The 19,700-nt window shown below is 34.6% G+C and carries 19 protein-coding genes and 1 pseudogene; 10 read left to right on the top strand and 10 right to left on the bottom strand.

The annotated features are described in order from the left end of the window. Positions 1-37: 37 nt before the first annotated feature. From QM424_RS01270 to QM424_RS01255, 4 genes are all read right to left on the bottom strand, one after another. The gene (locus tag QM424_RS01270) at positions 38-790 is read right to left on the bottom strand and encodes an ABC transporter permease (protein ID WP_414392693.1); all 753 of its coding nucleotides are present in this window, start codon (positions 788-790) and stop codon (positions 38-40) included. Positions 791-800: 10 nt separating this feature from the next. Beyond that, entirely contained in the window at positions 801-1,709 is a 909-nt protein-coding gene (locus QM424_RS01265) for an ATP-binding cassette domain-containing protein (RefSeq protein WP_414392692.1), read from the bottom strand. Positions 1,710-1,850: 141 nt separating this feature from the next. Continuing rightward, a complete protein-coding gene (locus QM424_RS01260; protein WP_414392691.1) occupies positions 1,851-2,660 on the bottom strand; it encodes a Cof-type HAD-IIB family hydrolase in 810 nt (269 codons plus the stop codon). A gap of 268 nt (positions 2,661-2,928) precedes the next feature. Further along, positions 2,929-3,216 carry a DUF3270 domain-containing protein gene (locus tag QM424_RS01255; RefSeq protein ID WP_414392690.1) on the bottom strand — a complete coding sequence of 96 codons (288 nt, stop codon included), beginning with the start codon at positions 3,214-3,216 and terminating at the stop codon, positions 2,929-2,931. A 615-nt stretch (positions 3,217-3,831) separates the two neighbouring features. Here QM424_RS01255 and metK point away from each other — a divergent pair. Next, the gene (gene metK, locus QM424_RS01250) at positions 3,832-5,022 is read left to right on the top strand and encodes a methionine adenosyltransferase (protein ID WP_414392689.1); all 1,191 of its coding nucleotides are present in this window, start codon (positions 3,832-3,834) and stop codon (positions 5,020-5,022) included. Positions 5,023-5,561: 539 nt separating this feature from the next. Here metK and QM424_RS01245 read toward each other — a convergent pair. Then, positions 5,562-6,458, bottom strand: a complete 897-nt coding sequence (locus tag QM424_RS01245; RefSeq protein ID WP_414392688.1) for a hypothetical protein — start codon at positions 6,456-6,458, stop codon at positions 5,562-5,564. Between the two features lie 122 nt (positions 6,459-6,580). Between QM424_RS01245 and QM424_RS01240 the strand changes: the two genes are divergently transcribed. From QM424_RS01240 to QM424_RS01220, 5 genes are all read left to right on the top strand, one after another. After that, positions 6,581-6,979, top strand: coding sequence for a DUF6680 family protein (locus QM424_RS01240; protein ID WP_232019718.1), 399 nt, complete (start codon positions 6,581-6,583; stop codon positions 6,977-6,979). A 346-nt stretch (positions 6,980-7,325) separates the two neighbouring features. After that, entirely contained in the window at positions 7,326-7,793 is a 468-nt protein-coding gene (locus QM424_RS01235) for a hypothetical protein (protein WP_127820783.1), read from the top strand. A gap of 390 nt (positions 7,794-8,183) precedes the next feature. After that, the gene (locus QM424_RS01230; protein WP_414392687.1) at positions 8,184-9,548 is read left to right on the top strand and encodes an LA2681 family HEPN domain-containing protein; all 1,365 of its coding nucleotides are present in this window, start codon (positions 8,184-8,186) and stop codon (positions 9,546-9,548) included. Positions 9,549-9,694: 146 nt separating this feature from the next. Continuing rightward, positions 9,695-9,925, top strand: a complete 231-nt coding sequence (locus QM424_RS01225; RefSeq protein ID WP_414300305.1) for a helix-turn-helix domain-containing protein — start codon at positions 9,695-9,697, stop codon at positions 9,923-9,925. Positions 9,926-9,955: 30 nt separating this feature from the next. Beyond that, positions 9,956-10,921 (top strand): hypothetical protein, encoded by a 966-nt coding sequence (locus tag QM424_RS01220; RefSeq protein ID WP_414392686.1) that lies wholly within the window; start codon positions 9,956-9,958, stop codon positions 10,919-10,921. A 74-nt stretch (positions 10,922-10,995) separates the two neighbouring features. Here the strand turns inward: QM424_RS01220 and QM424_RS01215 are convergent, their stop codons facing one another. Both QM424_RS01215 and QM424_RS01210 read right to left on the bottom strand, forming a co-directional pair. Next, positions 10,996-12,312, bottom strand: a complete 1,317-nt coding sequence (locus tag QM424_RS01215; RefSeq protein WP_001145974.1) for a DNA cytosine methyltransferase — start codon at positions 12,310-12,312, stop codon at positions 10,996-10,998. 118 nt (positions 12,313-12,430) lie between these two features. Then, positions 12,431-13,120: an XRE family transcriptional regulator gene (locus tag QM424_RS01210; RefSeq protein ID WP_414392685.1), complete on the bottom strand. Its 690-nt coding sequence runs from the start codon at positions 13,118-13,120 to the stop codon at positions 12,431-12,433. Positions 13,121-13,261: 141 nt separating this feature from the next. Between QM424_RS01210 and QM424_RS01205 the strand changes: the two genes are divergently transcribed. The 3 genes and pseudogenes from QM424_RS01205 to QM424_RS01195 all read left to right on the top strand — a co-directional run. Then, on the top strand, positions 13,262-14,080 hold the full coding sequence (locus tag QM424_RS01205; protein WP_414392684.1) for a hypothetical protein: 819 nt from the start codon (positions 13,262-13,264) through the stop codon (positions 14,078-14,080). Positions 14,081-14,414: 334 nt separating this feature from the next. After that, positions 14,415-15,485, top strand: a complete 1,071-nt coding sequence (gene xerS, locus QM424_RS01200; RefSeq protein ID WP_414392683.1) for a tyrosine recombinase XerS — start codon at positions 14,415-14,417, stop codon at positions 15,483-15,485. 253 nt (positions 15,486-15,738) lie between these two features. Beyond that, positions 15,739-15,897, top strand: a pseudogene (locus tag QM424_RS01195) (integrase); the annotation flags it as partial. An 87-nt stretch (positions 15,898-15,984) separates the two neighbouring features. Here the strand turns inward: QM424_RS01195 and eno are convergent. Then, a complete protein-coding gene (gene eno / locus QM424_RS01190; RefSeq protein WP_000022821.1) occupies positions 15,985-17,289 on the bottom strand; it encodes a surface-displayed alpha-enolase in 1,305 nt (434 codons plus the stop codon). A gap of 163 nt (positions 17,290-17,452) precedes the next feature. Between eno and QM424_RS01185 the strand changes: the two genes are divergently transcribed. Next, the gene (locus QM424_RS01185; protein WP_084890154.1) at positions 17,453-17,899 is read left to right on the top strand and encodes a DUF1694 domain-containing protein; all 447 of its coding nucleotides are present in this window, start codon (positions 17,453-17,455) and stop codon (positions 17,897-17,899) included. On the opposite strand, the gene QM424_RS01180 is transcribed toward QM424_RS01185, so the two are convergent. After that, on the bottom strand, positions 17,896-19,011 hold the full coding sequence (locus QM424_RS01180; protein WP_414392682.1) for a glycerate kinase: 1,116 nt from the start codon (positions 19,009-19,011) through the stop codon (positions 17,896-17,898). The genes QM424_RS01185 and QM424_RS01180 overlap by 4 nt on opposite strands. 8 nt (positions 19,012-19,019) lie before the next feature. After that, a complete protein-coding gene (serB, locus tag QM424_RS01175; RefSeq protein WP_084890158.1) occupies positions 19,020-19,664 on the bottom strand; it encodes a phosphoserine phosphatase SerB in 645 nt (214 codons plus the stop codon). Positions 19,665-19,700: the final 36 nt, after the last annotated feature.

Below are 19,700 nucleotides of genomic sequence, written 5' to 3'. Positions count from 1 at the left end.
AAATAAACCTCCTCTGTAGGCTAGAGGAGGTCATTTTTTATAGACTTTTCTTTTTGAAAACTGCCAGTCCACTTAGATTAAAGATTACAATCACAGCTAAGGTAACTATAAGTGTATAGAAAATGGATTCACTATTAGCAGTCATAGCATAGGCAAATTGTAAGGACAAATATGGTAAAATTTTGATATTTGGAAAAAGGAGCATTGGCATAGAAAGTAAGATAGAGCTGACCAAATAACCAATAAATACCGCAAGATAAGAATGACTAACATAGAGAATGAAGGAAACAATGGAAAGCCAAGCAAGAAGGCAAAGAAATTGAAGGAAAATTGTTACCAGTAGATTGCCAATAAAGCCATCAGGCATAGTGCCAAATCCATTTAAGATCGTTGCTGGAATAAAGGCAATCACAAGACCGATGATGAGTTGCAAAAGTGCAATACAAGCCAATACAAAGGCTTTGGCAAGGAAAAACTCGGTACGAGAAACACCCACTGTTAAATTATTTTTATAGAGTTTGCCGATTAAATCAACTCCAAGAACGAGGCAGGCTAGGACGATACAGAGAAAAACGAGGTTTGAACCTTGACTAGATGCGTTAATAAGTGCCTGTACACCGTCCCAACCATGGGTTGGAATTTCTGGTTCTTCTGTATTGATTGCCATCAGATGACCAGTAGCTCCAAAAATAGCCCCCATTAACATGAGTACAAAGAGAATGACCTCTGTAATCCAAAAACCTTTGGAGCGGAAAAGACGGTAAAAGTCTGCTTGAATGGTATGTATCATGATTTTTCTCCTATTGGACCAATTGAGTGAAGTATTCTTCTAGGTTTTGACGAGCATAGTAAATCTCGTCAATAGCAACATCTGACAAGGTTAATTCTTTGAGAATCTGTTTGACATCTTGTTCCTGACCAAAGATGTGGATTTCATTCTCAGGATTGACAACCTTGAACTGGAGCTGGATTTGTTCTTTCAATACTTGACAAGCTTTCTCTTGGTCGGCTGTCTTAAGCACAATATAATCCTCACTTAGTGTTTCAAATTCAGCTTTGCTGATTTCACGGATAATCTTGCCTTGATCCAAAATACCAAAGCGATTAGCTAGGAGATAGAGCTCCGACAGGATATGGCTAGAGATAAGAATGGTTATCCCTTTTTCTTGATTGAGCCGTTGAATCATTAGACGAAATTCTTTGATACCGATTGGGTCGAGACCGTTGATAGGTTCATCTAAGATTAGGAAGTCTGGTTTGGATAGGAGGGCAATGGCGATACCAAGTCTTTGTTTCATTCCTAGCGAGAAATCACGAAAGACTTTCTTACCTGTATCTGACAAACCTACATAGTCCAGCGTTTCTCGAATGACTTGATCAGCATTTGGAATATGACGAATCATACAGTAATATTTCAGGTTTTGATAGGCTGTTAAGTGATTATGAGCTACAGGTGATTCGATAACTGAACCTACTCGAGATAGAGACTTGCTCCATTCATTTTCCGAATGGCTAGAGAAGAGGGAAACTGTTCCTTTATCCGCAAAGAGTAGTTGCGTAATGATTTTTATTAAGGTGGTCTTCCCAGCTCCATTCTTTCCTATAAGTCCATAAATATCTCCCTCTCTTATCGTTAGATGAAGCTCCTGAAGGATAGCTTGTTTGTCGAAGTTTTTGGACAATCCATGAATGTCAAGTACTGTTTTCATGATTCTCTCCTTTTGATTTATTTTGATAACTTTAGTATAAAGCATAGAAATCAAAGAAAGCTCAAGGATTTCTAAAGAGTTTCTAAAGTTTTAGGAATTCTTAAATATCAAAACCCAGTTGACATGAACTGGGCTTCTTAATTATAAAATATATTTCTCAATGGCACGCGCAACGCCGTCTTCTTCGTTGCTTGCTGTAACAGCATCCGCAAGAGATTTGACATAATCGCTGGCATTTCCCATTGCAATACCAAGCCCTGCAAACTGGAGCATTTCGATATCGTTATTAGCATCACCCATAGCCATAATCTCTGAGGGATCAATCTTCAAAATCTCTGCTAGTCGTGAAAGAGCAGTAGCCTTTGTCGTTCCAAGTGGCATGGCTTCATAAATGACAGGTTGCGAACGAACGCCACTGAATCGTTGACAGAGTTCTGTAGCAAAACGCTCTTCAAAATCATCTGTTTGCTCTTTTGTTCCCAAAAACATACCTTGGAACATGCGATACTTGCCACTAGTTGCTTCCTCAAGGGAAATTTCTGTCAGGTCTGAAAAGACTAGCTTGGCATCATTTTGGATAACTTGATTGGGCTTGCCACCGAGGACAAAATAATGTTCCTCATCAAAAAGAGTCAACTGAACATCACTTTTTTCAGCTAGGTCATAGAGGTATTCGATGTCTGCTGGACTAAGTTCTTGCCAATCAACCAGACTCCAATCACTGGTCTGGTGAGTTGAGCAACCGTTATTAACAATAACATACTCATTCTGGAGGTCGAGTCCCAGTTTTTTGTAGTAGGGGAGGACACCGAAAAGCGGGCGACCAGTACAGAGAACCAGTTTGACACCTTTTTCAATAGCTTGGTGAATGGCAGTGATGTGAGCTTGTGGGATTTCCTTGGCTTCATTGAGGAGGGTTCCGTCCATATCCAAGGCTAATAGTTTAATCATAGATTTTCCTTCTTTATCTTTTGGTATTATTATAGCATATTTTGGAGAAGAAAATGGTAAAATGGTAGGGGGGATTGATTTTACAGTTTAGGATATTTGGAGAACATTTATTAGAAAAGGTTACACGTTATTCAATTAAGTAGATAATTATATTTGGTAAGCTGGTCAAAAAAACAGAGGATTTAAGATGAATAACACATTTTTCATCTTAAATCCTCTGTTCTCCTTAATTTTTTACAAATCAACTTGATTAGACGTGGGGTATGATTTATCTTCTAAATTTTCGTTTGATAATAGAGCGTTGGACTTTTAAAACAAGTAAGCTAAATCCGATTGCTGCGACAAATGTAAGAGCAGTTGATAATTTTAATGCTAAAAAGATAAAACTAAAGATAGCAATACAGATACAAAAAACAGCAATATTAACAAAAAATAGGATTTCCTTGAGATTGGTATCAGATTGTGCTTCAGGTGTATAATCTTGATAGCGAGGAATCTGGTGATTTAATTCTTCTTGATAGTCTACCTCATAGGATTGTAATTTTCTTACAGGCATTATTCTCTCCTTAACTGTACATACCTATTTTATCATTTTTTAATCGGATAATTATTACAGTAAGGTTACAAAAAGAATAAAGTCCCTTTTCATTTTCAAACTATTGTTCAGGACACGATAGTTTGAAAATAATAGTACGCATAATATTAAGGTTGTAAAACACCTATTGAAAATAGGTTAGTAGAAATTGAAACAGTACATTAATACTCTTCAAAACAAGTTAGCGTCATCTTGTATTAGGTATATGTTACTGATTTAGTCAGTTTTATCTATAATCAAAAAACTATTCTTTGATTTTTATTGAGTATATAGACTGCAAATTGCACTTAAAAATGGTATAATGATAAAGTTATATAGTCCCGATAAGATGGTAGGTATTTATCACTAAGAGTTTTCCTATCAGTACTTTGTAACTCGCAAAGAATGACGGCTCCAAAGTAGTCGGCTCGTCATTCTACGGTTGCCGCTATAACGCGGTCACCCTATGCGCCTTACTAGCTTCAGAAATAAAAAAGTATCGTTTTTATTTCTTTCGCGTCGTAACTATTAGAAAATGAAAATACCTATCAGTACTTTGTAACTCTATAACAATATTTTTTAAGAGGGGACATTTTTATGTCAGAACGTAAATTATTCACGTCTGAATCTGTATCTGAGGGGCATCCAGATAAGATTGCAGACCAAATTTCAGATGCGATTTTGGATGCTATTTTAGCTAAGGATCCAGAGGCGCACGTTGCTGCTGAGACAGCTGTATATACTGGTTCCGTCCATGTTTTTGGTGAAATTTCTACAAATGCCTATGTGGATATTAACCGTGTGGTTCGTGATACCATTGCAGAGATTGGTTACACCAATACAGAATATGGATTTTCTGCTGAGACGGTGGGAGTTCATCCGTCACTTGTTGAGCAGTCACCAGATATCGCACAAGGGGTTAACGAAGCCTTGGAGGTTCGTGGAAATGCAGATCAAGATCCACTTGACTTGATTGGTGCTGGTGACCAAGGTCTCATGTTTGGATTTGCAGTGGATGAAACAGAAGAGCTCATGCCATTGCCAATTTCACTCAGTCATAAATTGGTTCGTCGTCTGGCAGAACTTCGTAAGACTGGTGAAATCAGCTATCTTCGCCCAGATGCTAAATCACAAGTTACAGTTGAGTATGATGAAAATGACCGTCCAGTACGTGTGGACACGGTCGTTATTTCAACTCAGCACGATCCAGAAGTCAGCAACGAACAAATTCACAATGATGTCATTAATAAGGTTATCAAAGAGGTTATTCCATCCTCTTACTTGGATGAGCAAACAAAATTCTTTATCAATCCAACTGGTCGCTTTGTAATCGGTGGACCTCAAGGAGACTCAGGCTTGACTGGTCGTAAGATTATCGTAGATACTTATGGTGGCTACTCTCGTCATGGTGGCGGTGCCTTCTCTGGTAAAGATGCGACTAAGGTGGATCGTTCTGCGTCATATGCGGCTCGCTATATTGCCAAGAACATCGTTGCAGCAGGCCTTGCTAAGAAGGCAGAAGTTCAATTGGCCTACGCTATCGGTGTTGCCCAACCTGTTTCTGTTCGTATCGATACCTTTGGTACAGGAAGTGTAGCTGAAAGCAAGCTCGAAAAAGCGGCTCGTCAAATCTTTGACCTTCGTCCTGCAGGAATTATTCAAATGCTGGACCTTAAGCGTCCAATTTACCGTCAAACAGCGGCTTATGGACACATAGGACGTACAGATATTGACCTTCCATGGGAACGCTTGGACAAGGTAGATGCTTTGAAAGAAGCAGTCAAATAAAATCTTGAGAGGGGGACTTCCCCTCTTTTTTACTGATAAAACATTTCACATACAAATATAAGACTATAATTAAGTTAGAAATGATAAAGCTAGAAAGAAGTTTACTGCATAAAATCTGTACAGTAAGATTAAAATCATGAAAAAGAAAACAATAGCAATTATACAATGTATTTTGTATCTCATATTCATTCTGGTTTAGTATTTGGAAACTAGAAAAAGCACTAGATAATGATTCACAATAATAACTCCAAAGATTTAGATCTGTTTTACTCAAAAACTAAAAGTTTATGTACAATTAATTAAACTAAAACTAAACCATTGATACAACTGAATTAGAAGCATAAAGTACATTCTTTGAAAAGTGTACTTTATTTTTGTTTTGTACATTATTCTGGAGTGGTATTTTGTGTGTTTTATAGTACATAATATCCTCAAATCTAAGAAATTGATTTGTACATTTTTTACTCAAGTAACAGCAGAAGAAGTGGTGGTTCAATTGTACATTTTTAAAAATAAAGTAGCTATTTTATTGATAGCTACTATTCTTGTGTTTGAACTTCTTTATTAAGGTCATTTAATAAATTGTTAATTTTTGATTCAACTGATATTCTTGTTACTTTTAAGATATTTTTTGGTTTTAGAGAAGGATTATTAGGGTTGTTTACTTCAAAACAATTTTCGTAATTTTTCAATTCAGGGATCGCTTCGTACCATTTTGCAAAGGAACGAGTAAGAATTATTATCACTTTATCATTTTTGTCATCTATTCTTTTTTTAATTTTTCTGAAGAGGAATTTTTGTGTAGGAAGGTAATCTTTTATCTTTCTGTTACTATTTTGGGAAGTACCTTTAGCTAATTTGTCATACATATCGTTATAAGACATAGAATGGTAGGGAAAGAACTCAGCAAGTGCAATATTTTTAGTTATCTTTTTTAAAGATTTAATAATTTTTTTGTTATATTTTTCTTTATCCTTTTCATTATCTTTTTCATCATGGTCTTCAACCCAGCATTTCATTTTATTTCCCCAATATCCTAGATCACTTTCATTTGCTAATTCAAATGCGTGGAAGAATGGCTGTTCCATTTCTAGATTTTCTTTTATAGTTTGTTCGTATTTAATGCCGTCTTTATTAGTGCTGTTTTTATAAGCATCATAATATTCTGTGCTATAGCCTGGGTTTAAACTTAAAATTATAATTTTTGCATTATCTATATCACCAACAAAATGTTGAGGATAAACATTTAGTCGGAGTTTATATTTTTCTTTGGCTGCTTTCTTTGTTTTTTCATTAGCATCATCATCTACTTTATCTACTGGGGGATATTTTTTTGAATTTAATAGCTTTTTAATATATTTCAGGTCCGCAGTAGCAACGATTATCTTCTCACCATTATATATTTCCGAAGTAGTATCTATCCAAGGATTTTCCATCACAATAACCTCTAATTCAAATTAATAACACTATTTTATCATAAATTTGAATATCCACTTTAATAAGATATCATTAATTAATGATATAATGTAATTAATAAGTTGCGAAAGGAAGTTTTAAATTGAATATTATCAATACTATAATTACCTCAGTCATCACATCAGGGATTATTGGTGTCTTTATTTCAGAGTATTATCAACGTAAAACCTTGGTTAAGAAAATGAAGAGGGATTTTGTTATCGAATTTTTTAGTTGTAGATTTATGTTGAAAGATGACCATAAAGGGGATACTACTGAGTTAAATAAAACATTGGGGAAAATCCCTATTATTTTTTCAGATAATAAAAAAGTGATTGAGTGTTATGACAATCTTTTTACTGACAATAGTAATAAAACCTTATTAAGATTGATTAAAGCAATGTGTAAAGATAAAAATGTGAACATTGATATCTCTAGTTGGGATGATGATATGATTATGCGAGTATTATCCGTTACCAAGGAAGAAAATAAACAATTATAGAGGACAGTAGGATTATAAATTTTCTTTAAAGAGATATATGTTGATTCATCAATCTTAAGAAAACACCTTAGAGGTATTATTTTAGAAGCTAAAACAAAAAAAACGAAATGCTTCATAGTAAATAACGACAAACTTATCACAAATTAATTTAACGTCTTTAATACCAACGGGAGAAATTTATTTGAACAAATAATTTATAAAATAATGAAAAACAGCAGACAATTATTTTGTTGTGCCGATCTTCTCTTTAGTATTAATTGACCAATACTTCTCAATAGATGATATAGCCAAGCCAATTAAGTCTATTACTATTAAAACTGATGAAATTCAGGATGGGTGGTATCTTATGAACAATAAGGTATATATGTTATCAAAAAAATTTCGTGAAGCAATTGAAGTTGCAAAAGAAGAGGGTTTACTAGATTCAGACCCAACCTTAAAAAATTTTCCGAGAGGGTGCTGTGGTTCTGGAAGTTCACTATTAGCTAAATTTTTGTATGAAAACGGCGTGTATACTTATGAAGTAAATGGTACAAAATACGGTGAAACTTCTTGGGATAATCAATCTCACACATGGTTAATGTTAGAAAATAATTACATAATTGACATTACTGGATATCAGTTTAGAACAGATGCGGAATTTCTTTATTATTCAGAAAAAGTTTACTATGGAGAAATGGATGACTTTCATTTAATGTTTGATTATGATGAGAGTGATATTAATGAATATGATGATTGTACACTACTAAGTGGTAAAGTTGGAGAACAATACTTAAGAATGTACAACGCGATACTAGATTGTATTGAGGATTAGGGATGGCCGTAAGTATTTAATAACTAAGTTATAGGGTTTCCTCGTTTGGTAGCTTTTAGAAAATTCATGATAATAACTATCTCCTAATTTTCGTCAGAAATCCGAGGCAAGAGTCAATCTTTTAGTCTCATGATCATGAAGAAGGAATTTTCAACACATTTATTTTTGGAACAGTGTAAAACCCATTCATTATCAAAGAATAGAAAACTAAAGGATTTAAAGAAAATTTTAATTGGGACATGATAAAAGAGTTTTTATCTGATATGTTAGTTGAAGAACAGGAAAATAAAGGAAAATCATAGTGTACTTAAATTGTCAATGGATTTCGATAATGCTTTTAAACATAAAAATATAGAGGAAATCTATAGACTAATAGAATTTGGAAAAAATATGGAAAATACTATTGATGACATTTCCAAAATTCACTTATTTTATTCTATTGGGACAGCATATGGTGATATATTTGAACTAAGTGATAACCTAGTATTCAACATAGATACCGATTGTACAGTTCAACAAATTTATTACTTTAGAAAAGCTATCGAAATTTCAAATAATATTGATATATATCCAGAGAACAATAGCTTTATTCACCCATTATTATGTTCACTATACACAAATTACGCAAATCTATTAGATGCTTGTGGTAGAAAACAGTTAGCTATTAAGATGTATTGTAAATGTATACAAATCAATCCAAGATTCACAATGGCTAGTGGTAACTTGGCTATTTGTCTACATCATTATCGTAATTTTTTGAATGATAACGAACACCTTCACTTCATTAAAAAGATTAAAAATTTAATAGAAACAAGCATAACTATTTCGGATCCAAACAGAGTTGATAATGCAGAAAAGCGATTTATTGAACTTTACGAACAATATCTTAATTATAAAGACTTAGATGAATGCTCTTGTAAAACCATCGATTATAACCCTGATTCACAAAAGTATCGTGAATGGTGTTGGAACAACGGGCTGTATCTTAATCCACTTAATGACTTACAAGCTGACGATATAAATAGATATGATGATAATCTTTTACTACCAAGTTTATTATTTCAATCGGATAAAGATTTAAACAAGTATATTTCTATGTTTAATCAAATTAAGCAAGAATATGTTTATGCGCGTTATCTCTGTTTTAATAGCATTGAAATTGATTCGGTTCATTATGCTGACGAGAATGTTAATCTTATTGATTGTCTAGACTACGTACAATACTCTATCAGAGTTGAAGGTTTAAAAGCTGCTTTTAAAACACTATATTCATTATTAGATAAAGTTGCAATGTTTATAAATGAATATTATTCTCTAAAAATTGAGACTAGACAAGTAAATTTTCATTCAATTTGGAGGTCTAATAGTGATTTAAATAAATGTTTGGATAAGAACATTGGTCTGTCATCTATATTTTGGATAGCGAAAGATTTTGATAATGGTAATAATTGTTTAACAGCTAATCCAAATTCAAAGCGATTGAAAATTATTAGAAATTATTTAGAGCACAGGTTTACTAATATAACATTGAATTTTTTTGATGGAAGTGAAGAAAATAATGAAACTAGACTGTATCTAACTGAATTTGAACTTCAAGAGTTTGCATTAGATTTATTAAATCTTGTAAGAGAAGTTATTTTTTCACTCAAAAATGCCATTCAAATAAGTGAAAATGAAAAACAATCTACTCTAAGCAGTGAAGTTGCTTTAATTCCGATAAATTATGAAGAAGTAGATTCGGAAGATAAATTATAGCATTGAGCATACAATTTATAGTCGTTATAAAAAGCAATTGTCTAAATTCATTTAACTAATCGACTTAAAAGTTGCTTAAAACCCGTTGCTTTATAGACAGAATTATTGTAGTATACAAATAATAGATTTTTAATTAGGTGATAAATTTGTGTGATGAGAATGATTTATTAGAAAAATTTGGTCAAATTATAAAGAAACATAGAAGACTCAAAGGTTATAGTCAGGAAAAATTTGCTTTAAGTATCTGCATGGATCGAACTTATTACGCAACTGTTGAAAACGGTAAACGGAATATATCTTTGAAAAACATTCAAAAAATATCTAAAGGATTGGAAATTCCTACTTCTGAAATATTTAAGGAAATTGAAGAATTATAAAAACAAAAAGAGTGAGAAGGAGTATATAATATGCCTCAAAATATAGTAGAATATCTTCGAGAAATGTCTGTAAATAACTTATTTTCTTTAAAGAGCTTTGATAACTCTTGGCCAACTTGGCATGCTGAAATACAGAATCTTATTTCAGGTCAAATTCCCACGCAGCAAGAAGTTCTTAATATCGGAGACCATTTAAGAGAAGTTTTTAGTGTAACTGGTCAAGCAGGGCGCTCACAAAGTTCTGTTTCTGAGGGGGGTGCGTGCTGGGAAGCGATTGTTTGCTGGTACTTAAATCTATGTACAGTAAACAGGAGAACTGTCGTGATAAAACACAAAAAAGAATTGATTCCTGATCCAATTGCAGATGCTATTACTGTGACATATGGAAATTCAAATTCAAATACAGAATCCGATTTAATTGCAATCACATTTCCTGATAAGCTAGATTATACAATTGATAAAAATTCAATCAATATTAATGGCGCTGGTTCAACAAATCCAATACCCACGTACAAGACAGCAAGAAGTAAATATAATTATAAAGAAATAATTAACGCTCTCGTCGAACGTGATTTTAATGATATAGAAGTTCACATCATTCAATGCAAAACAAATTGGAATGATAACGCTCAAATTCCTATGTTATGGGACGCAGTATACCAAGCTGATAACTTTAGAAATGGCATATCTGTTGGAATAAACGGCAAATCAATTCGTTATGTAAAGAGATTTACCTATTCGTTTGTTACATTACCATCCAACAAACTTAAAAAAGATGGTAAAGATACATTTAAAACTACTTCTACGTCCGTTTTACGTGTTTTAAATCTTTCTGGTGGAAATTACTGGGGTCTTCCTTCTAAAAGCGGTGTTGCTAGCTCAGTTAAAGAATTAGTTAATAGAAACTTACATACTGGGTACAATAACCTTGTTATTAATACAATTGGTATGGCTATACCTCAGTTAAATTCAACATTTAATTATTTTAAATTATAAATTTATAACATAAAAAACTTATAATCAGAAATAGTTTAATTCTGATTATAAGTTTTTGTTTTTATGATGCTAAATTATAAAACTTTCAGTATTTCATCAGCTAATGCTTTTGCTAGGAGTGGTGGTACAGCGTTACCTACTTGAGTATACTGAGGAACTTCAACCCGTCTCTTAAGCCCACCAGTTGTACGTTTTCCTAAAAATTCAAATGAATCATCAAAAGATTGACAGCGTGCCATTTCCCTAACTGTAAAAGTTCGATTTTCCCAAGGGCTTATATAATCATCAGCAATCGTTACAATAGTAGCCGATGGCTGATCTGGTGCCCAACGTTGTCTTATATTTTTCTTAGTAAGAAGGACATCTAAATATTCTTTACTTACATTTTTATCTTTAAATTTAGAAACGACCTCTTGTTTAGAAAGGTTTAATTTTTCACAACATAACTGAATTAACGCTTTGTGCCCAGATAAATCAATACCTTCTTCAAAAATTCTTTTTCTTAAAGCGGTCCCAGTTTCACCTTGCTTAAACAACGAGAAGCGTTCTTTTACAATATCAGTTTGTTTTGATACCTCATTATTCAATATCTTTTTAGAAGCGATTGGTTCTCCATTTAGACTTGGTGTCCTACCTTCTTTGCTTTTATTTTGATAAGTGGAAGGAGATGGGTTAACCATTTCTTTGATCTCTTTATCAATAATAAGATCTCCGATAGCTTCTTCAAGTGAAATATAATTCTCTGGACCGTGAGTAGGGGCAGGGTATTGAGGTTGTTTAAGACCTTTCTTATACCCAATAAAAATAACTCTATTCCGTCTTTGAGGAACCCCATAATCGGCAGCATTTAATATTCTAGGTTCTAAAGTTTCATATCCTATTTCATTTAACTCAGACTTTAATATATCAGGTGTAACTGATCCATCAGGGTATTCAATACCTGTAATCCCTTTATACCCTAGGAACTGCATATCCATAAATCCTTCAACATTTTCTAAAATAATATATTTTGGATGAATTTCATTGACAACTCTCACATATTCGCCAAAAAGCATATTGCGAGGATCGGATTTATCTCTTCTACCAGCTCTTGAAAATCCTTGGCAGCTTGGACCTCCCATGATTAAATCAATTTCAGGTATTTCTTTGTTTTTAAAAATTTCTAATTCAGAGATATGTTTTTTTATATCTGATCCTGTCAACTCTCGAATGTCACGTCTTTCAAACCAAGTATTTTTTCCTTGTATCAATCCAAGTTGTTCGTGTCTATTTACATAAGTTTTTTCTACCATCTCACTGATATCTGAGCTAAATAAAATATGAAAACCTGACTGGATTAATCCTTCCGAACAACCCCCTGCACCACAAAATAAATCTATTGCGTATGGCATTAAGAACCTCTTTCTAAGTATTTTCTCTATTATAATTTATTTTTTTAAAAAAGTCCAGGAAAAAGAATCTTTCCACTTAAAACCTTTTTAAATATAATTCTTTATCATTAATATAATCTTATTTCACATCATCAATAGGTGTAAAATGACCAACAATCTTTCCAATAATTCGAGGGTTTTCTTCATATGGAGCATATATATCATCATACTTCTCATTTATTGAAACAAGTCGTAGATACGTTTTGTGACGATATACTTTTTTTACATATGTTTGGTTATTAAACTCAATCGCATAAATTTGGCCATCCTCGATGTTTGTGGATTGTTTAATCAAAACTACATCACCATCAGGAAGTTCTGGTTCCATTGAGTCACCTACAACCCATGAGGCAAAATCATGAGGAATATTCTCAGTTGAATAAGTAAGAGTATATTCCCCATCTCCAAAGTAGGAGTAGCCTGTTCCTGCAGAAAGACCTTCATAGGTTTTATAACTGAATAGATCAACAACCTTGTTATCGAATTTTTCTTGTTCCTCAAGTAATTCTGAGGAATATACGACAACTTTATTTTTGTTAGCTTTATTTAATTGACGATAGATGCTGATCACTTCGCTATGCTCCTCGAAATAATGAGGTTCAACCTCAAGAACCTTAGCAAGTTCATTTAGATTGTCCATGGTTGGAAAAGATTTTGCGTTCTCCCAGTTACAGACTGCAACTTTAGAAATATTTAACAGAGAGCCGAGTTTTTCTTGGCTCATTTTTTTCTCTTTTCGAAGAGATTTTAAACGTTGACCTGAAAACATGTATGACTTATTTTCCTTTACTTTTGTTAATTAACTTTTTTTATTTTTCTCTTTTTGTTAAGTTTTCACTTTACAAGAATTCTATCAAAAAGTTATAATAAAGTCAAATAGTTAATTATTTAATTAACAAATGGAGAAGAAATGAAATTTGTAGTTTATAAACATTCGCTGGTTTTAGGTGACAACAACATCGTAACAAAACAATTTATCGTTTTAAAGCACGATGACGGCAATCTACAATTTACTGATTTTCATCGTTATGTTAAATCTGCTTCAAAAATCAGGTCGATCTCAGATGATGGGAATAAATGCTTTTCTTATGTTGTTAAGTTTCTAAATTTTATATTTGGTACTCTTGGACTTAAAAGTGTAGATCAACTTACACTTGAAATGATTAGAGAGTTTTTTACGCTTTATGGATTATCTCAATTACCAGGGGATAGAGGAAAAAGAAAGAAAAGCACTGTTGAAAAATGCGTAAATGCAGTTCTTGACTTCTTAACTCTTTATTTAAGTGAGCGAAAGGAGAAGGCTAAGTTAAAAGTAGAAGAATTGTATTCTACGACGACTTTTACGAATAGTAGAGGACGAGTTGTAAAGCGTAAAGAACCAAATTTTGAAATCTACGTGGATGATAGCAACACTGAGAAAGCTATTTTTCGTGATATGCCAAATAGCGCCTTTGAGATGTTGTTTTCTCACATTGCACACTATCATAAAGATCTACTTATGGTTGTAGCCTTGGGAGCCTTTGTTGGTTTAAGACCATCAGAAGCATGCAACGTAAGACGTGAAGATAGTCCTCTAGGGCCAGATATTTTATTTCACCAAAGTGATGGCCAAGTATTTAAAATTGAAATTGACTTACGAAAAGAAATACCTCTTAGAAGCGATTTAAAGCCAACTGGACGGATTGAAAAGAAAAGGAAAGACTTCAAGCAGTACCTTATATCTTCTTAGAGGTCTTTTTAGACACCTACAATGACTATATGACTTATCTGGAAGGTAAGAAGTATGAGAAGGTCTATGGATCATTAAATCTTAATAGACGAGGAAAAGCATTATCATACGATGTATACTATCAACGATTTCGTATGAAAAATTTTTAGTTTTCACTTAAATAAAGTACATAATTGACAATGATTAGCTCAAAAAAAATCTTTTGGTTACAGATCTAATTATGTCTATCACTTTAAAAAAACTCCTACAACATCTTTCCGAAAAACTATAATTTTCTTGAAAAATACATAAGCCTATGCTATACTACTAGTAGACTTATTTATGGAGAAAATACATGAAACGTGAGATTTTACTGGAACGAATCGACAAACTAAAACAAATCATGCCCTGGTATGTTCTGGAATACTACCAATCTAAGCTTGCCGTTCCCTACAGCTTTACAACCTTGTACGAATACCTCAAGGAATATGATCGATTTTTCAGCTGGGTTATGGAGTCTGGTATTTCAAATGCCAATAAAATATCTGATATCCCTTTATCGGTCTTAGAAAATATGTCAAAAAAAGACATGGAATCCTTTATCCTGTATCTACGAGAACGTCCTTTGCTGAATGCTAATACAACCAAGCAAGGAGTTTCTCAGACAACTATCAATCGGACCTTGTCGGCACTTTCTAGTCTTTACAAGTATCTGACCGAGGAAGTTGAAAATGACCAGGGGGAACCTTATTTCTATCGTAATGTAATGAAGAAAGTTTCAACCAAGAAAAAGAAAGAGACACTTGCTGCCAGAGCTGAAAACATCAAACAAAAGCTCTTTCTAGGTGATGAAACAGAAGGGTTTCTGACTTATATAGACCAAGATTACCCACAACAGCTCTCAAATCGTGCTCTATCATCGTTTAATAAAAATAAAGAACGTGATTTGGCCATTATTGCCCTTCTCTTGGCATCGGGTGTTCGCTTATCTGAAGCTGTTAATCTGGATCTAAGAGATCTCAACCTCAAGATGATGGTTATTGATGTCACCCGAAAAGGTGGCAAACGTGACTCGGTCAATGTCGCTGCCTTTGCTAAGCCTTATCTAGAGAATTATCTAGCCATTCGGAATCAACGCTATAAGACGGAAAAAACAGATACAGCCCTCTTTTTGACTCTCTACAGAGGTGTTCCTAATCGTATCGATACTTCTAGCGTTGAGAAAATGGTTGCTAAATACTCTGAAGACTTCAAAGTTCGTGTAACCCCCCACAAACTGCGCCATACTCTAGCAACTAGGCTCTATGATGCTACTAAATCGCAAGTTTTGGTTAGTCACCAGCTAGGTCACGCCAGTACACAAGTCACTGACCTCTATACCCATATCGTAAATGATGAACAAAAGAATGCCTTGGATAGTTTATAGATTACATAAATTTAATTATGTAATCTATAAGGAAGGGATTCAATAAACTATTAATCTTATTTGATCATATCAAATACAATTGCTAACAGTTTTAAAAAATATGAAATAAAATTTATGTGCCCATTAGCTTGCTTTTCTTTGTAATATCCTGGATATGCAAATCACTTATAATTGGTATTCATCCCAAAATAAGAGGATTCCACAAAAATAAATCAAATTGAGCACCTATAAAAGCATGCTGCCTGCGATGGCCAATATTTTATCAGAAAATAAAATTCCTTTAAAAACAATCACGGACAGGGTTGGTGATTCCGACTCTGAAGTTACTAGTTCCATCTACATCCACGTCAAAAAGAACATGAAAGATGAAGCAATCAATGTACTGGATAAAGTTATGAACAAGATTTTTTAAAAAGTTTTGCCCCTTTTTTGCCCCCTAAATACAAAAATAGCCCTTCGGATAAATTCCGAGGGGCTAGAAACGTTGTTAAATCAACGATTATTTCTTAAGATTGTAGAATGATTTCAATCCACGGTATTCTGCTACTTCACCAAGTTGGTCTTCGATGCGAAGCAATTGGTTGTATTTAGCGATACGGTCTGTACGTGAAAGTGAACCAGTCTTGATTTGTCCTGCATTAGTAGCAACTGCGATGTCAGCGATTGTTGAATCTTCAGTTTCACCTGAACGGTGTGATACAACGGCAGTGTAACCAGCTTCTTTCGCCATTTCGATAGCGTCGAATGTTTCAGTAAGAGTACCGATTTGGTTAACTTTGATAAGGATTGAGTTAGCAGCGCCTTCTGCAATACCTTTTTCAAGGTAAGAAGTGTTTGTTACGAAGAAGTCGTCACCAACCAATTGAACTTTACCACCAAGACGTTCAGTAAGAGCTTTCCAACCGTCCCAGTCATTTTCATCCATACCATCTTCGATAGTGATGATTGGGTATTTGTTTACCAATTCTTCAAGGTAATCGATTTGTTCTGCAGCTGTACGTACTGCTGCTCCTTCACCTTCAAATTTAGTGTAGTCGTAAACTTTACGTTCTTTATCGTAGAATTCTGATGAAGCACAGTCAAATCCGATAAATACGTCTTTACCAGGAACATATCCAGCAGCTTCGATAGCAGCAAGGATAGTTTCAACTCCGTCTTCAGTTCCTTCAAAACGAGGAGCGAATCCACCTTCGTCACCTACGGCTGTTTCCAAACCACGAGATTTAAGGATTTTCTTAAGAGCATGGAAGATTTCAGCACCCCAACGAAGAGCTTCTTTGAATGATGGCGCACCAGCAGGTACGATCATGAATTCTTGGAAAGCGATTGGAGCGTCAGAGTGAGAACCACCGTTGATGATGTTCATCATTGGAGTTGGAAGAACTTTAGTGTTGAATCCACCTAGGTAGCTGTAAAGTGGGATTTCAAGGTAGTCAGCAGCAGCACGAGCTACAGCGATAGACACACCAAGGATTGCGTTTGCACCCAATTTACCTTTGTTAGGAGTACCGTCAAGAGCGATCATAGCACGGTCGATAGCTTGTTGATCACGTACATCGTAGCCGATGATAGCTTCAGCAATGATGTTGTTTACGTTGTCAACAGCTTTTTGTGTACCAAGACCACCGTAACGAGATTTGTCACCGTCGCGAAGTTCAACTGCTTCGTGTTCACCAGTAGAAGCTCCTGATGGAACCATACCACGTCCGAAAGCACCTGATTCAGTGTAAACTTCTACTTCAAGTGTTGGGTTACCGCGTGAGTCTAGGACTTCGCGAGCGTAAACATCAGTAATAATTGACATTTTTTACTCTCCTTATGAGTTAAATTTTTTACACCTCTATAATACCTTAAAACCCCTCCTTTTTCAAGAAAAAACGTTATCTTTGTGCAAATTTTCCTTAACTTTATAAAGTAATCGCTTTCTTTTGTCTGTTTTATTCTAACTTTTATGATATACTGTTTTCATGACAGATTTATCAAAACAATTACTTGAAAAAGCTCGTGGTGGGCCAAAATTAAATCCGGATGAGCAAAGACGCTATCTTGGTACTTTTGAGGAAAGAGTTCTTGGATATGCAGATATTGATACAGCAAATAGCCCTCAGTTTGAAAAAGGTTTTTTATCTATTTTAGAAAATCTTCAGGAAAAAGCAGAGCCACTATTTGTGAAGATTTCACCAACTATCGAATTTGACAAGCAAGTTTTCTACTTAAAAGAAGCAAAAGAAACTGATAGTCAAGCTACCATCGTATCTGAAGAGCATACTTCTTCTCCTTTTGGCCTGATTATCCACACCAATGCACCAGTTCAAGTAGAAGAAAAGAACCTTCGACTTGCTTTTGCAAAACTTTGGGAAGTTAAAAAGGAAGAACAATCCAAAACATCCTTATGGAAAAAATGGTTTGGCTAAATCTTGCGCATCTTTAATAAATGTCCAATATTGGCGGCCGTGCGCTCCAGATAGAGGCTGGCATTTTTCAAACTATCTTCTAAAGGTTCACTTTTCTCCAAAATTGAAAAAGCCGCTTGGATATTCTCAAATGGTAAGGGAGGTAAATCTTCAGCAAGACTACCACAAATAGCAATGACAGGAACTCCGACAGGGGTTCTTTTTGCAACACCTATAGGTGCTTTACCTGCTAAACTTTGACGATCTAGCTTTCCTTCTCCAACAATAACCAAGTCAGCATCTAAAACTTTCTTATCAAAGTTGATCAAGTTCAAGCAGGTATCAATTCCAAACACGATATTTGCCTGAGCAAAGGCACACAAACCGCCAGCAATGCCTCCACCAGCTCCTGCTCCTTTAATTTCCAATGTTACAGGTGAGAATTTTTCATAAAAATCTTGTATTGCCTGATCTACGACTTCAAACATAGTAGGATCTAGACCTTTTTGTTTTCCAAAAATGTAGGTAGCACCTTGATGACCACATAAGGGACTCACGACATCTGCTAAAATACGAATTTGAACATCTTCAGGAATTCCATAGCGATTTTCTGTTGAAACAGAAGCTAATTTTAGTAAGGATTGACCGCATGCAGGCAAGACATTTCCATCCCTATCATAAAATCGATAACCTAAACCAGCAGCGATCCCAATTCCTCCGTCATTACTGGCCGTGCCACCAACGCCGATATAGATTTCTTTAATCCCTTGAGCAATGAGATGACGAATCAACTCTCCAATACCACAAGTCTGGATTTGAAGTGGATTTCGTTTCTCTATCGGAATTTTTCCAAGGCCAACTAAGTCAGCCACTTCAAATAGTGCCAGTTGTTCTTTTTGAAAATAGCGTATGGTTTCTTTTTGGCCAAAAGGGCCTGTAACTTGAATCCATTTTTCTTCTAGTTCAAGAGAATGTCGGATAGCATCTACAGTACCTTCTCCCCCATCACCAACAGGGCAGAGGAGACATTCTACATCTGCTATCGATTGTTGGAAGCCTCTTTTAATAGATTCAGCTACCTCTTCAGCGGTCAAGCTTTCCTTAAACGAATCTGGTGCAATTACAATCTTCATATTTTTCCTCATTCTAAAAAGTCAATCAAAGGTAGAACTTCTAAAAAATCTCTCTTGTCAACATGATGTGGTATTTCTTTTTTGAGTACCTCTTTGGCACAAAAAGCAATTCCCAGTCCTGCTGACTTCAACATTAATAGGTCATTAGCCCCATCACCGATTGCAATCGTTCTTTCTTTAGAAAGTTTTAGTTCCTTTCTCCATTGTTCCAGAGTCTCTTTTTTAACCTCAGGACTAATAATTTGTCCAATCAATTTTCCTGTTAGAAGACCATCTTTGACTTCAAGTTGATTGGCAGAGAAATAGGTAATACCAAATGATTTTGCTAATCTCGCAACTATTGGTGTAAAACCACCTGACACCAGACCAACTTGGATGTCATTCTTTTGGAGAATAGAAATAAATTTCTGTGCATTTGGCGATAGATGAATAGACTTGAAGACTGTATCAAAGACCGAAATAGGAAGGCCTTCCAACAAGGAAACTCTTTTTCTTAAACTGCTTTCAAAGTCTAACTCTCCTCTCATTGCTCGACTTGTAATCAGCGAAATTTCCTCCTCACGACCTACCTCTCTTCCCAAAAGATCAATCACTTCTTCTAGGATTAAGGTTCCATCAACATCCATAACACACAAGCCTTTTACTTGAAGCATCAGTTCTCCTCTCTAAACAGCCCAAAAATCGTATGA

Origin of the sequence: Streptococcus mitis, assembly GCF_047464945.1 — a bacterium.
Taxonomy (GTDB): domain Bacteria; phylum Bacillota; class Bacilli; order Lactobacillales; family Streptococcaceae; genus Streptococcus; species Streptococcus mitis_EA.
Note: the sequence above shows the minus strand (reverse complement) of the source record. Positions and strands in the feature narration are given on the sequence as shown.

Bases quoted from the DNA above. Each gene is read 5' to 3' on its own strand.
- QM424_RS01265 (WP_414392692.1), bottom strand. From the start codon at position 1,709: ATGAAAACAGTACTTGACATTCATGGATTGTCCAAAAACTTCGACAAA.
- QM424_RS01270 (WP_414392693.1), bottom strand. From the start codon at position 790: ATGATACATACCATTCAAGCAGACTTTTACCGTCTTTTCCGCTCCAAA.
- QM424_RS01205 (WP_414392684.1), top strand. From the start codon at position 13,262: ATGAAATTTGTAGTTTATAAACATTCGCTGGTTTTAGGTGACAACAAC.
- QM424_RS01180 (WP_414392682.1), bottom strand. From the start codon at position 19,011: ATGAAGATTGTAATTGCACCAGATTCGTTTAAGGAAAGCTTGACCGCT.
- QM424_RS01215 (WP_001145974.1), bottom strand. From the start codon at position 12,312: ATGCCATACGCAATAGATTTATTTTGTGGTGCAGGGGGTTGTTCGGAA.
- QM424_RS01210 (WP_414392685.1), bottom strand. From the start codon at position 13,120: ATGTTTTCAGGTCAACGTTTAAAATCTCTTCGAAAAGAGAAAAAAATG.
- QM424_RS01185 (WP_084890154.1), top strand. From the start codon at position 17,453: ATGACAGATTTATCAAAACAATTACTTGAAAAAGCTCGTGGTGGGCCA.
- QM424_RS01245 (WP_414392688.1), bottom strand. From the start codon at position 6,458: ATGGAAAATCCTTGGATAGATACTACTTCGGAAATATATAATGGTGAG.
- QM424_RS01230 (WP_414392687.1), top strand. From the start codon at position 8,184: ATGGAAAATACTATTGATGACATTTCCAAAATTCACTTATTTTATTCT.
- metK (WP_414392689.1), top strand. From the start codon at position 3,832: ATGTCAGAACGTAAATTATTCACGTCTGAATCTGTATCTGAGGGGCAT.
- QM424_RS01260 (WP_414392691.1), bottom strand. From the start codon at position 2,660: ATGATTAAACTATTAGCCTTGGATATGGACGGAACCCTCCTCAATGAA.
- QM424_RS01255 (WP_414392690.1), bottom strand. From the start codon at position 3,216: ATGCCTGTAAGAAAATTACAATCCTATGAGGTAGACTATCAAGAAGAA.
- serB (WP_084890158.1), bottom strand. From the start codon at position 19,664: ATGCTTCAAGTAAAAGGCTTGTGTGTTATGGATGTTGATGGAACCTTA.
- xerS (WP_414392683.1), top strand. From the start codon at position 14,415: ATGAAACGTGAGATTTTACTGGAACGAATCGACAAACTAAAACAAATC.
- QM424_RS01235 (WP_127820783.1), top strand. From the start codon at position 7,326: ATGAACAATAAGGTATATATGTTATCAAAAAAATTTCGTGAAGCAATT.
- QM424_RS01220 (WP_414392686.1), top strand. From the start codon at position 9,956: ATGCCTCAAAATATAGTAGAATATCTTCGAGAAATGTCTGTAAATAAC.
- eno (WP_000022821.1), bottom strand. From the start codon at position 17,289: ATGTCAATTATTACTGATGTTTACGCTCGCGAAGTCCTAGACTCACGC.